The organism is Leucobacter chromiireducens (genome assembly GCF_051993095.1).
GTDB lineage: Bacteria > Actinomycetota > Actinomycetes > Actinomycetales > Microbacteriaceae > Leucobacter > Leucobacter chromiireducens.
Map to the genome: position 1 here is coordinate 2,035,872 of NZ_CP197024.1, position 12,592 is coordinate 2,048,463.

12 protein-coding genes are annotated in these 12,592 nt (G+C 67.0%); 3 read left to right on the plus strand and 9 right to left on the minus strand.

Annotated features, from left to right (window positions below; all coding sequences use genetic code 11):
- A complete protein-coding gene (locus ACR81A_RS09165; RefSeq protein ID WP_440311645.1) occupies positions 1 to 2,025 on the minus strand; it encodes a glycosyltransferase in 2,025 nt (674 codons plus the stop codon).
- A gap of 270 nt (positions 2,026 to 2,295) precedes the next feature.
- Here ACR81A_RS09165 and ACR81A_RS09170 point away from each other — a divergent pair, with 270 nt between their 5' ends.
- Both ACR81A_RS09170 and ACR81A_RS09175 read left to right on the plus strand, forming a co-directional pair.
- A complete protein-coding gene (locus ACR81A_RS09170; protein ID WP_440311646.1) occupies positions 2,296 to 5,259 on the plus strand; it encodes a hypothetical protein in 2,964 nt (987 codons plus the stop codon).
- A gap of 71 nt (positions 5,260 to 5,330) precedes the next feature.
- On the plus strand, positions 5,331 to 5,867 hold the full coding sequence (locus tag ACR81A_RS09175) for an RNase H family protein (RefSeq protein ID WP_202381443.1): 537 nt from the start codon (positions 5,331 to 5,333) through the stop codon (positions 5,865 to 5,867).
- A gap of 25 nt (positions 5,868 to 5,892) precedes the next feature.
- On the opposite strand, the gene ACR81A_RS09180 is transcribed toward ACR81A_RS09175, so the two are convergent.
- From ACR81A_RS09180 to rpsB, 8 genes are all read right to left on the minus strand, one after another.
- On the minus strand, positions 5,893 to 6,069 hold the full coding sequence (locus ACR81A_RS09180; protein ID WP_237462255.1) for a hypothetical protein: 177 nt from the start codon (positions 6,067 to 6,069) through the stop codon (positions 5,893 to 5,895).
- Positions 6,070 to 6,186: 117 nt separating this feature from the next.
- The gene (locus tag ACR81A_RS09185; RefSeq protein WP_202381441.1) at positions 6,187 to 6,864 is read right to left on the minus strand and encodes a transglycosylase SLT domain-containing protein; all 678 of its coding nucleotides are present in this window, start codon (positions 6,862 to 6,864) and stop codon (positions 6,187 to 6,189) included.
- A gap of 78 nt (positions 6,865 to 6,942) precedes the next feature.
- A complete protein-coding gene (locus ACR81A_RS09190) occupies positions 6,943 to 7,497 on the minus strand; it encodes a DivIVA domain-containing protein (RefSeq protein ID WP_337248908.1) in 555 nt (184 codons plus the stop codon).
- A 50-nt stretch (positions 7,498 to 7,547) separates the two neighbouring features.
- Positions 7,548 to 8,465 carry a phosphatidate cytidylyltransferase gene (locus ACR81A_RS09195; protein WP_202381439.1) on the minus strand — a complete coding sequence of 306 codons (918 nt, stop codon included), beginning with the start codon at positions 8,463 to 8,465 and terminating at the stop codon, positions 7,548 to 7,550.
- A gap of 5 nt (positions 8,466 to 8,470) precedes the next feature.
- The gene (frr, locus tag ACR81A_RS09200; RefSeq protein WP_202381438.1) at positions 8,471 to 9,025 is read right to left on the minus strand and encodes a ribosome recycling factor; all 555 of its coding nucleotides are present in this window, start codon (positions 9,023 to 9,025) and stop codon (positions 8,471 to 8,473) included.
- A gap of 36 nt (positions 9,026 to 9,061) precedes the next feature.
- Entirely contained in the window at positions 9,062 to 9,781 is a 720-nt protein-coding gene (gene pyrH / locus ACR81A_RS09205) for a UMP kinase (RefSeq protein WP_202381437.1), read from the minus strand.
- Between the two features lie 122 nt (positions 9,782 to 9,903).
- Entirely contained in the window at positions 9,904 to 10,734 is an 831-nt protein-coding gene (gene tsf, locus ACR81A_RS09210; protein WP_202381436.1) for a translation elongation factor Ts, read from the minus strand.
- A 45-nt stretch (positions 10,735 to 10,779) separates the two neighbouring features.
- A complete protein-coding gene (rpsB, locus tag ACR81A_RS09215) occupies positions 10,780 to 11,634 on the minus strand; it encodes a 30S ribosomal protein S2 (protein WP_440311647.1) in 855 nt (284 codons plus the stop codon).
- Positions 11,635 to 11,989: 355 nt separating this feature from the next.
- Here rpsB and ACR81A_RS09220 point away from each other — a divergent pair, with 355 nt between their 5' ends.
- A complete protein-coding gene (locus ACR81A_RS09220) occupies positions 11,990 to 12,592 on the plus strand; it encodes a M23 family metallopeptidase (protein ID WP_440311648.1) in 603 nt (200 codons plus the stop codon).

Consider the following 12,592-nt stretch of genomic DNA (forward strand, 5'->3'; position numbering starts at 1 on the left):
TTAGTTCCTCACTCCTACGAGCTCGCTCGTGACGCCGAGCAGCTCAATCTTGGTTCCGGCGGTCTTGCTGGGCACGTAGAACAGCATCTGGTGTGCGACTTCCTGGATGAGCTTGTCCTGCTCGCCCGTGAGGCCGGACAACGCGGTCACCGCGTCCTTCGCCTGCGGCTTGTATCGTCCACCCGCGGCGTCGACGATCTGCTCCTCGATGACGGTCGTGGCGACAAGCGCCCCACCCGCGCCGGTCGAGAGCGCGATCGGCTTCGAGTCACCCTGCTTCGCCTGCACGGAGAAGCGCATCGTCTGGCCCTTCCCGTCGGAGGCGGACTGCGCCTCGGCCGCACGAGCCTTACCGTAGCTGTCGAGCAGAGTGTCGGTCTCGAGGTCGAAGAACTCAGCCTGCTCCGCATCCTTGCCGTTCTGCAGCAGCGCTGCGTACGCCTCACCCACCTTTGCGGGTGCGAGCGTCAGCGTCTCGATGTCATTCGAGAGCAGTGCCGTACCGTCCTCTGCGGGGGCTGCCTGCGGCATCGAGATGCCGCCGCGGAGCGCGATCACGCGCGACACGAGGTAGTTCTCGTGCGGCGTCTGCTGCGTCAGCACCAGCGCAAGCGAGGGCGATGCGGGAGCGTCTGCTGCGGCGTCCTCCCCGTCTGCCGGCGCCTGGGCGCCACCCGCGGTGGAGGCAACGGTGACGAACAGCGTGCGCGGCCACCCTTCGGTGCTCTGCACGAGCTGGTAGTCCAGCTCTTGGTCTGTGAGCCGCGGCGGGAGCACCGCATAGTCCGCCTGCTTTGCGCGGATCTTGTAGTTGGCGGTGCGCTGCGCGAGAGCATCGCCGGTGAATCGCTCTGCGAGCAGCGTCGCATCGAGCTCGTCATCGCTCAGCCCAGCTGTCTCAGACACGCGCTGCACAATGCGCTGGAGCTGCCCCTCGGTCACCGGCACGGGAGCGACCGCAGATGCGGTGGGCGCTGGCGCCTCCTCCGTTGCGGCAGGCTGATCGAACTGCGGCCAGTAGCTCGCGGAACATCCGCTCAGACCCAGCGCTGCCGTCAGGCCGATCACGGGGAGTGCGGAGCGGCGGAGGGACCGCAGGCGGCTCGGCGCTGCGCTGCGCTGCGCGGTGTCGCCGGGCTTCGCGTTCGACTGCTCGGGCTGCGACGCCGGCTCTGGAGCTGACGCGGGCGCAGCATCAGGCGCGACACCGCCGTCGGCGGCTGGCTGACTCGGCGCTTCGCGATCCCGATCCGCTGCGGGCGTGGAGGTCTGCGACTCCGCGGACTCACCACGGCCGCCCCGCGAGAACGCATTCCGGATGCCTTGCAAGGGCCCCTTGCGCCCACGGCGCGGGCCGAGGCCTCGACGATCATGGTCGACCGCGAGGAGGTACTGGAGTCCGCCCAAGATCGCAAGCACGCCGCCCGCGGCGAGCAGGGGCCCGGCCCAGGGGGTATTCCGATCCTGTGCCCATACGAGCGACACGTCCTTCGGCACCGGCTGCGAGCCGTCGGAGGCGATGAGCACCGACTGATCCGCCGTGAGCGCCACCGGTACTCGGAGCGTCTCGGTCTCTGCTCCGGTTCCCGCCTCGTCGATGACGCGCTCCTCAAGCCAGAGGTCGGATCCGCGCGGATCGAGCCCTGTCTTCGCGGCCTCTGCTTCGCTGGTGGTCGCGTCGTCCGCGGGTGCCGCGTCGATCGCGGGCGCGATGAGCGCGCTCAGCAGCTTCTTGCCGTTCGTGTCGACCGACAGCTCAGCGTGCGAGAACGGTTCGACCCAGCCGCGCACGTCGCGCGTTGCCCCGGTTGCCACGAATGCGTTCTCGCCCTTCACGACCACGTTCGCCTGCCCCGGCACCTTCGCGAAGTCCGCGCCATCGATCACCGCGTATGCGGTTTCGGACTTTGTGTCGACCGGGAAGCTGATCTCTGCCGGGCCCGCCAGGAATGTTCGCTGGCCCAGCCCCAGAATCAGCAGCACGCCTGAGAGCGCGAGCGTCGCAATCGCTAGCACGTATCGCACGTGAGCTCCTCCACAAGTTTGTTCGTCGGGATCCTGCCCCTGAGACGGTGGCCTCGGGTACGCAAAATGGGTCCCTCAACGCTCCACGCTACCGGAGCTTTCCGTGTGGCACATGCGGAACGTCTCGATATTTGCCCCTGGGACCGCGCAGATCACTGCACGGCACCCCCCGATGTGAACTATCATGAACCCTTACATGCCCGCGCCGCCACCCCGGCTTCTTTTTCTCACGCGCGCGGGAACGCCCCCGTTTCAGATTCCGGAGAACACGTGTCCGAAGCAGCCCAGCCCTTCTCCCCCGCCTTCCGCGGCTACAACCGCGAGGAGGTCGACGAGCGGCTCGGAGCACTGACTGGGCACATCGCGACGCTACAGTCCCATCTCGAAGCAGTGCAGTCCGCGCACCAGCAGGCGAGCACTCTGGGTCAGGAGCAGCGTCAGCTGATCGCCGAGTTGCAGGAGCAGGTCGCTGAGCTGGGTGCGAGCGGGTACTCCGGGCTCGGCCTTCGCGTCGAGAAGAGCCTGCAGGTTGCCGAGGATCACGCGCAGCGCCTCATGGCTCAGGCCGACCTCGACGCGGAGAAGCTGCGTCGCGCTTCAGAGGAGGAGAGCGCGCGAGTCTTGGCAGCGGCGCAGGCCCGCGCCGACGAGCTGGTGCGCTCGGCATCGGAGCAGGCCGAGGTGCTCATCACCGGTGCACGCACCGATACGGCTGAGCAGGATGCGGCGGCGAACGCTGAGCGCGAACGCCTCATCGATGAGGCGCGTCGCTCCGCCGAACTGACGCGAAGCTCCGCCGAGCGCGAGGCCGCGGCGGCACGGGAAAGTGCCCATCGCACCGCACAGGCTGCGCTTGCTACCGCGCAGGCCGAGGCTGAGCGTGTCACCGCCGAGGCGCGAGCCGCCGCGGATGAGCTGCGCAGCGAGACCGAGCGCAGCGCAGTGACGCTGGCCCGACAGCAGGAAGAGAGCGCGCGCGAGGCAGAGCTCGAGCGGGCCCGACTGGTGCGCGAGGGTGAGCGGGCTCGCGCGGAGTTTGCCGCTTCGCGCCAGCGCGAGGAGGCTGAGCAGGAAGAGCGGTTCACTGAGCGCAGCCGCCAGCTCGAGGCCGAGGCGGATTCGCAGCGTCGCGCATTGAACACTGAGATGGAGTCGCTCCGCGGTCGCATTGCACAGGAGCGTGCCGAGCACGACGCCGCACTTGCGAGTGAGCGCGAGCAGCACGATCGCCGTATCGCCTTTGAGCAGCAGACCCACCAGGACCGGGCCGCACAGGAGCGCACCGAGCACGAGGCGGCGATCGCCCGCGAGCTCGAAGCGCACCGCGCCGAGCTCGCGACGCTGACGGATCAGGCCCGACGCGAGCAGGAACGGCTGACCACCCTCGCGGAGCAGGAGCGCGGGGATGAGCGCAGCGCTCTCGAGACCGAGCTTGCTGCCGCCCGCGAGGAGCAGGAGAAGCTCCTCGCGGGCGAGTTCAGTGCGCACCGCGAGCGGATCGGCGCCGAGCGCGAGACGCACGACATGGCGATTGCGCAGGAGCGTGCACAGCATGACGAGTCGCTTCGCGCGGAAATCGTTGCGCACGAGGCTCGCCTCCGCGACGAGCAGGAGGCGCACGACACCCGCATCGCAGCAGAGCTCGATGCGCACCGGACCACGCTCACATCTGAGCGGGATCAGCACGATGCCGCCCTCTCCGAAGAGCGGTCCGCCCATGACGCGCAGATCGCAGATGAGCGAGACAAGCACGAGACCCGGATCGCGAGCGAGCGCGAAGAACACGAAGCCCGCATCACCGCGGAGCGCGCGGCGCACGAGGACGGGATCGCCGCGGAACGCGCGGCCCACGAGGAGCGAATCGATGCGGAGCTCGCCGCGCACAATGCACGGATCGATTCCGAGTCGACGGCGCACGCCGACCGCATCGCCGCAGAGCTCGCTACGCACGCCCAGGAGCTCGATTCGGCGCGCACAGCGCAGGACGCCGCTCTCGCCGCTGAGCTCGCGGACCACACCGCACGCATTGCTGAGGAGCGCCACGCTCACGAAGAGCGCATCGGTGGCGAACTCGTGACCCACCAGGACCGTCTCATCACCGAGTGGGAGACGAACCTCGATCAGATTGCCACGGCTCAGCAGGCTCACGCCGACGAGATCAGCACGGAGCGCGAGCGTGCAACGCAGCTTGCGCTGCGCGAGCGTGCAGCGCACGAGGCAGCCCTCAACGACACAGCGGCTGCGCAAGAGGAACGCCTCGCCGCACAGCTTGCCACGCACCAGCAGCAGCTCGCGGATGAGCTCGCAGCGGAGACTGAGCGGGCCAGGATCCTGCGCGAGGAAGCCGCGGAGGCTCTCGGCCTGGAGCGAGAGGAGCTTGAGTTGCGGATGGAACGCGAGCGCGCGCAGCTCAAGGCAGACCTTGCCCGCGAGCGGGAAGAGCACGATCGAGAGATCGCCGCGGCGCTCGCGCAGCACACTGAGGAGCTCCGCGTTGCGCGCGAGACCCACGAAGCCGCGATCGCGCGCGAGGTCGCCGCGCAGCGCGCTGCAGTCACCGAGGAGACGGATCTGCTCCGCGCTGACACGGTTGCCGAGCTCGCGGAGTACCGGAGCACAGAAGAGGCCCAGCTTGCCGCGCAGCGCGCGGAGACCGAGGATCGCCTGCGCGAGCTGCAGGAGCAGATTGACACCGATACTCGCGCGTTCGCGCTGAACTCCACGCAGCAGCGCGAGGAACTCGAGCAGGATCTCGCGGAGCGGCAGCGCACCGCCGCAGAAGCAGCCGAGCGTGAGACGACCGCGGTCTCAGCGGAGCTCGCGGAGCTGCGTGGTCAGCTCGAGGCCGCACGCGCCGAGTACGAGATCATTACTCGGGACGCCGCGCAGGAGGCACGAACGACGCGCGCCACTGCGGAGCGTCAGGCCGCCGAAATCGTTCTGGAGGCTGAGCGCCGCGCACAGTCGACCTTCGCCGCGGCCGAGGACCGGGCGTCGAAGGTGCTGGCTGCTGCTGAAGATCGGATGACCCAGCTGAAGGTGGAGCGCGGCGCGGTCGCCCGATACTTCGAGAGCCTCGGCGAGGTCATCACGAACGCGCAGAAGATGAGCACCGTTGCCGGTCGGCTCGTTGATGCTCCGGTTGCCGATGCGCTCACGAGCGACGACGCCCAGGCAGGCGAGGCGAGCGTCACGCCCGAGGCCGGCGGCACCACGCAGCCCGCAGCCCAGTAGCTCGCTTCCGTGTGGCGGTGCCGAGCGCACCGCCACACCGGCACTCACTCCCCCTCTGACAGACTGGACCCATGACTCTTACGGCTGCAGCAGACGGATCCGCACTCGGAAACCCCGGCCCCGCTGGATGGGCCTGGGTGATTGATGATGCGCAGTGGCGTGCCGGTGGGTGGCCGAAGGCGACGAACAACCAGGGCGAGCTCATGGCGGTGCTCGATCTCCTGATCGCGACCGCTGATCGAGCCCAGGAAGAGCTGCTGATCCTGTGCGACAGCCAGTACGTGATCAACTCGGTGACGCAGTGGATGCCAGGCTGGAAGCGCCGTGGCTGGCGAAAGGCTGACGGCAAGCCCGTGCTCAACCGGGATCTCCTTGAGCGCATCGACACGGCGCTCGAGGGTCGCAAGGTGCGGTTCGAGTGGGTCAAGGGCCACGTCGGTCACCCGCTGAACGAGGCCGCCGACGATCGCGCGCGCGCCGCTGCAACCGCCTTCAAAGCAGGGCGGGCACCGGATGCGGGCCCCGGGCTCGCCGACGCCGCCCCACGGACCTCACCTCAGCTTGATGTGAGCTCCTCCACGTCCGCGGCAGAGCCGACGCTCTTCTAGCTCGCGCGGTACCACGGAGCTCGGGCTACGCGAGACGCCAGCAGTGCGCGTGGTAGTGCCGGCGATCCTGCACCGCGGCGCCGTCACCAAAGAGGTGCTCCGCTGACCACGCCACCACATGCGCCTGACCGATCGGAATCCCTGAGCCGCAATCCGGGCAGCGGTACTCCTTCTCGGCGCGCGCTGCAGAGATCTCACGCACGAACCACTCTCGTCCGCGTCTCGTGACGCGCTGAGCTCCTCCGTGCGCAAGGCGGGAAACGTCACGCAACTCGCTCGGAGGCGTGCGACGGTGCTTACGCGGCATAGCGGGCCTGGATCACCACCAGTGGTTTGCGGTCCAGAACGCGTACGCGTCCTTCCAGCTGCCATAGCGATCCGTCGCATACCCGGTCGCCCACCGCAGGTTGTCTACCGGGTCGTAGCCGTTCCCGGGAACCTTCGAGCAGGGGTAGGCCTGGATGAGTCCGCAGGCGCCCGAGCTCGCGTTCGTTGCGTTCGGGTTCCAGCTGCTCTCCTTTGAGGCGATGTAGTCAACGAAACCCCAGTCCGACTCAGCGATGCCTGCGGCGCTCATCCACTCAGCCGGCGACCCACCGCCGGAGAACTTAGGCGGCGCACCGAGGTCGGCTGATTCGGCTCCGTCCGGGGTCTCCCCCGCGAGCTCAGCGGCCTTCTTCGCCTCTTCCGCGTCCTTCTTCGCCTTCTCGGCGGCGGCCTTCTCAGCCTTCCGGCGTTCCTCCTCCGGGTCCGGCAGCTGCACCACGGGCACCTCGGCGTACACGAGGTCAGCCTCGGGCGACTCGTTTGGCGTGAATTCCTGATGGATGCGCTCTTGGAACGCCTGGTACGCGAGCACCTCGTCGTCGGCCTGCGCACTCGGAAGCGCGAAGGGTGCGATCACCGCGGCACCGAGGAAACCAGCGACGGCGAGCCCTGCAATAGGGGCGCGAAGCCGGGATCGACGGGAGACGGAGGAAGAGTTCACGGAAGCCACAATGTAACGATTCTATCTCAGCAACGCCAGATCGACAACGGAGGCGTTCAGGTTCACGGATACGCCCGGGATTTCGAGCTATCGGGTCGAAAGAATCAACTCCACAACGCCGTCGAGCAGTGCATCAACCTGATCTTCGTTGTAGCCACGCCACTGCGAATGAAACACCACGTCGCGCACCTCTGCGGGCGAGAGTTCGAGCTCACGGCGCTCGAACATCTCGGAGACACGGTCGAGGAACGCATCGACCTGTGAGCGGCGATACCCCGTCGCGAACAGGCCGCGGCGGCGGAACCGGCGACCGCGGGGGCGCTGGATTCGACCGCGCACTTCGGAGAGGAGCGCCCGGGTTTCGTCCCACCACGCGTCCTCCCCCGCGGCGCGCACCTTCGCACGGCGTTCACGCTCGAAAAATACTTCTTCCAACCTGTCGAGCGCCGCGTCGACGTAGCGCGACGAGTAGCCGCCGCGCTTCATGGGGAATGCGGTGTGCCGGATCGTCTCGGCGGTGAGCGGCGCACCGTCTGCCGTCGCACCCTCGTAGGCCGAGCGTGCGCGCTGCAGGAACGCGTCAACGGGCTCCTGCGCGTAGCCGAGTTGGGAACCTGTGGCGATGGGAAAAGCTGTGTGCACTGCACCATTCTCGCGTGCGCGCGCGTGGGCTTGCTGGGAACGGGCAGACATCACACGACCCCGAGGACCAGCGCGACGCCGTAGACGCCCACGGCGGACGGGAGCAGTGAATCAAGGCGATCAAGGAACCCACCGTGGCCGGGGATCCACGAGCTCATGTCCTTCACCCCGAGGTTGCGCTTGATGAGCGACTCGGTGAGATCGCCCCCGGTCGCGGTAAAGAGAACCACGACGCCGAGGATGATGCCCACCCACCAGGGCTGTTCGAGCGCGAACACTGCGACCGATACTCCAACCGCCATGGCGAGCACAGCGGCGCCGAAGAATCCCTCCCAGGTCTTGTTCGGGCTGATGCGAGGCGTCATCTTCGTACGGCCCAGCGTGACGCCCGCGGCGTACGCTCCAACGTCGACCGACACCACAATCGAAACGAGCGCGAAGACCCACCACTCCCCGCGCTCGCCGTCCACGAGCAGCACCGCGAAGGATGCGAGGAACGCGACGTAGACGAGCGTGAAGAGACCGGAGAACACATCGCGGACCAGCGTGCGCGGTGGGGTTTCCCAGGCAGGGAAGAGCCCTTCAACGAGCCGCCACACGGTGAGCAGCGCAGAGCCGGCGAACAAGCCGAGGAGCATCCCCTCGGCTCCCCAGAAGAAGGCTCCGCCGACAACGACCAGGCCCCCCAGCACCACACCAACGCGTGGCACTCGACGGCCAGAAACACGGAACGCCGCGGCGAGCTCAACGAGCGCCACGGAAACGATCACTGCGACGAGGCCAACAAACACCTCACGCATGAGAAACAGGCTCGCGAGGAACACCCCGCCGAACACGAGGCCCGACAGGATCGCGAAGAAGAGGTTGCGCCCTGCGCGAGCCTCAATGCGCGCGTTCGTGGCTTCGAGCTGCGCACGCGTGGATTCAAACGCGTTGCGCAGCTCGTCACGCCGCTCGGAGCCGGTCATACGGCTCAGACCTCCAGCAGCTCAGCTTCTTTGCGCTTGAGCGCATCATCGATCTGATCGATGAACTGCTTCGTCACGGTCTCGAGCTCCTTCTCGGCGCGAGTGATCTCGTCCTCGCCGATCTCGCTCTTGAGCGCCTCAAGGTCGCCCATACCTGCACGGCGAACGTTTCGGATTGCCACGCGAGCATCCTCGGCGCGGCCCTTGACGATCTTGACGAACTCCTTGCGACGCTCCTCGGTGAGCTCGGGAAGCGCGACGCGGATGACGCTGCCGTCGTTCGAGGGGTTCGCCCCGAGGTTCGGCATATCGCGGATTGCCTGCTCGATGTCCTTCATCGCACCCTTGTCGTAAGGCGTGATGATGAGGCTGCGCGCGTCCTGGTTCTGCACCGAGGCGAGCTGCGGCAGCGGCGTAGGCGTGCCGTAGTAGTCCACCTGCAGGTTCTGCAGCAGGGCGGGGTTCGCGCGGCCGGTACGCACCGAGGCGAAGCCTTCCTTCGCGGACTCGACCGCGCCGTTCATGCGGTCCTTAATATCGACGAAGACCTCTTCGATCACGGTGCTCTCCTTATGTGTTGCCGAACTGAATCAAGCTTAGCGGTGAACGAGCGTGCCGAGCTTCTCGCCACGAATCGCCGCGGTCACATTGCCCGCGGGCTCCATGCCGAAGACGCGCATCGGCATGCCGTTGTCCATGCACAGGCTGAAAGCGGTCGAGTCGACCACTTTGAGGCCCTGCACCAGCGCTTCCCCGTAGGTGATGTCATCAATCAGCGTAGCGTTCGGATCCTTCGCGGGATCGGCCGTGTAGACCCCATCGACGCCGTTCTTGGCAACGAGGACCTCTTCAGCGTGGATCTCAAGTGCGCGCTGCGCCGACACGGTGTCCGTCGAGAAGTACGGGAGCCCCGCACCGGCACCGAAGATCACGACGCGGCCCTTCTCGAGGTGGCGAATCGCGCGGAGCGGAATGTAGGTCTCAGCGACCTGCGTCATCGTAATAGCCGACTGCACACGGGTTTCAACGCCCGCCTGCTCAAGGAAGTCCTGCAACGCGAGCGCGTTCATGACGGTTCCGAGCATGCCCATGTAGTCAGCGCGCTCGCGGTCCATGCCGCGCTGCGAAAGCTCGGCACCGCGGAAGAAGTTGCCCCCACCGACAACAATCGCGACCTCAGCGTGCTCCATTGCCGCTGCGATCTCGCGAGCGATCTGGCTCACGACGTCGGGGTTCACCCCGAGCTTGCCCCCACCAAAGGCCTCGCCAGAAAGCTTCAGCAGTACTCGACGCTTACGGTCTGCGGTGTCAGTCATGTGGGGTCTCCTTCGCGGGGAACGGGTGGGTGAAAATTTGGGAGGGCCTCAGCTGAGGCCAATACTAGTGCGGGCATAGCACGGGACCCGGACCAAATTGGCCCGGGTCCCGTGACTACCAGTTAGGCGCCGACCTTGCTGCGAGCGAAGCCGGTGACCGTGATGCCGGCCGCCTCAGCGACCTTCTTCACGTCGCGCTTCTCGTCGTCAAGTGCGTGAACCTGCTCGCCGAGAACGACCTGCTTGAAGAACGCGTTCAGACGCCCCTCAACGATCTTCGGGAGTGCAGCCTCAGGCTTGCCCTCGTTCTTCGAGATCTCGGTAACGATCTCGCGCTCCTTCTCGACGTCAGCCGCGGGAACCTCGTCGCGCGTGACGTAGAGCGGATCAGCGAACGAGATGTGACGCGCGATGCTGAGTGCAGCCTCTGCGCCGTCGCCCTCGTAGCCCACGACCACGCCGATCTGCGGGGGCAGATCCTTCGAGGTCTGGTGCAGGTACACCGACGTGGCCGGAGCCTCGACGCGCGTGACCTTGCGGAGCACGATGCGCTCACCGATGATGGCGGACTCGTCAGCGATCACGTCAGCGACGGTCTTGCCGTCGGCGGGAGCCGCGAGGGCCTCCTCAGCCGTTGCAGCACCCGCGGCGGTGATTGCGTCGAGGACGCGCTCAGCCAGAGCGATGAACTTCTCGTTCTTTGCAACGAAGTCGGTCTCGCAAACGAGCTCGATCATCGTGGCAGCACCCTCGGTCTGACGAACCGCGACGAGACCTTCGCTCGCCTCGCGGTCGCCGCGCTTTGCGACGCCCTTCAGGCCCTTGAGACGCAGGATCTCAATCGCCTTCTCGATGTCGCCCTCAGCCTCGACGAGTGCGTTCTTGCTGTCGAGCATGCCAGCGCCGAGACGCTCGCGCAGCTCCTTCACAGCGGCCATGCTTACTGCAGCCATGTGTGACTCCTTCTGAGTGGTTCTGAACGTGTAAGGGGAACCGAATTACTCGGCAGCGGGAGCAGCAGCTTCGGTCGCCTCAGCGGCCTCAGCGGCGGGTGCCTCAGCGGCGGGCGCCTCGGTTGCCTCAGCGGCGGGGGTCTCTGCACCGAGCAGCTCGACCTCCCACTCAGCGAGCGGCTCAGCCGCTGCCTCGCCGGCCTCGGGCTTCTGGTGGCGCTCCATGAGGCCCTCAGCAACCGCGTCAGCGATCACGCGGGTGAGCAGCGCCACCGAGCGGATTGCGTCGTCGTTACCCGGGATCGGGTAGGTGACCTCGTCGGGGTCGCAGTTCGTGTCGAGGATGGCGATCACGGGGATACCAAGCTTCTTCGCCTCGTCGATCGCGAGGTGCTCCTTCTTGGTGTCAACCACCCAGAGAGCCGAGGGGGTCTTGCCCATGTTGCGGATGCCACCGAGCGACTTCTGCAGCTTCTCGAGCTCGCGCTTCTTGAGGAGGAGCTCCTTCTTGGTGAAGCCGCTCGTGGTGCCCTCGAAGTCGAGCTGCTCGAGCTCCTTCATGCGCTCGAGGCGACCGGTGACGGTCTGGAAGTTCGTGAGGAGGCCACCGAGCCAGCGCTGGTTCACGTAGGGCTGGTTCACGCGGGTTGCCTGCTCGGCGATGGCCTCCTGGGCCTGCTTCTTCGTGCCGACGAAGAGAACGTTGCCACCGCGGGCAACGGTGTTCTTCACGAAGTCGTACGCGGCATCGATGTAGCCGAGCGACTGCTGCAGGTCAATGATGTAGATGCCCGAGCGCTCGGTGAAAATGAAGCGCTTCATCTTCGGGTTCCAGCGGCGGGTCTGGTGTCCGAAGTGGACGCCGCTGTCGAGCAGCTGGCGCATGGTTACGACGGCCATTGCCGTTCTCCTGTTCTGCGCACCACGAATGGCACGCGCTTTCGGTTTGTTCGATCGCGGGTGCGATCAGATCCTGGTGCCCTCGGGCCCCGCCGCTTCGATCAGAAGATCCGAAGACCGGTGGCGGTGCGCCGATGAGTGGGCACGCGAAGTCACCTCTTTCGAGGTGCGTCGACCAGTGTAGCATCCGGGGCCTCTGGAAACCGCACGCGGCGGCGCGCTTTCGCGTGTCGTTTGCGCGACCCCGGCGGACCGCCCTCGCTCACATTTCCTCGAGCCGCGCCGGTCTCGGCAGTGTTTCCACAGGCACGGAGTTCCTCCGTGCACGGGCAGCGCGGGATCGCACACTCGAGGCATGCAGATTCCTTTCGTTTCTTCCCCAGGGGTTCGCGGCGCACTGTCGCAGGGCGAGGCGGCGCCCGGGGCCCGCACTGCGCGGTTCCGCGCACGGTCGATCCTGGTGCAGGGCGTGCTCTGCGCATTCTTACTCACGGTGTCCCCCGGAGCGAGCGCACTCCCGCGACCTGTTCCCAGCGCTGAGGCCTGGGCCGCACCTCGCTGGCTGCCACCCCTCGCGGGGACGTTCACGGTGTCCGGGGCGTTCCGAGCCCCGGACACTCCGTACACCTCGGGACACCGCGGGGTTGATCTGCCCGCCGTCCCCGGCGAGTTGGTCAGCGCCCCGGCCGCAGGAACGGTCACGTTCGCTGGGGTGGTGGTCGATCGTCCCGTGATCTCAGTTCGCGTGGATTCTGCGACGGTGTACTCGCTCGAGCCGGTTGCGAGCACGGTGGCCGCTGGCTCACCTGTCATTGCTGGCAGTCAGATTGGTGAGGTCGCTCGCGGCGCGCACTGCGCTGCCGAGTGCGTGCACCTGGGGGTGCGCGTGGACGATGAGTATGTCTCCCCCATGCGGTTTCTGCTCGGCCGCCCGGAGCTGGTGCCCTGGCGCGAGTGA

Bases quoted from the DNA above. Each gene is read 5' to 3' on its own strand.
- ACR81A_RS09175 (WP_202381443.1), top strand. From the start codon at position 5,331: ATGACTCTTACGGCTGCAGCAGACGGATCCGCACTCGGAAACCCCGGC.
- ACR81A_RS09195 (WP_202381439.1), bottom strand. From the start codon at position 8,465: ATGACCGGCTCCGAGCGGCGTGACGAGCTGCGCAACGCGTTTGAATCC.
- pyrH (WP_202381437.1), bottom strand. From the start codon at position 9,781: ATGACTGACACCGCAGACCGTAAGCGTCGAGTACTGCTGAAGCTTTCT.
- tsf (WP_202381436.1), bottom strand. From the start codon at position 10,734: ATGGCTGCAGTAAGCATGGCCGCTGTGAAGGAGCTGCGCGAGCGTCTC.
- rpsB (WP_440311647.1), bottom strand. From the start codon at position 11,634: ATGGCCGTCGTAACCATGCGCCAGCTGCTCGACAGCGGCGTCCACTTC.
- ACR81A_RS09220 (WP_440311648.1), top strand. From the start codon at position 11,990: ATGCAGATTCCTTTCGTTTCTTCCCCAGGGGTTCGCGGCGCACTGTCG.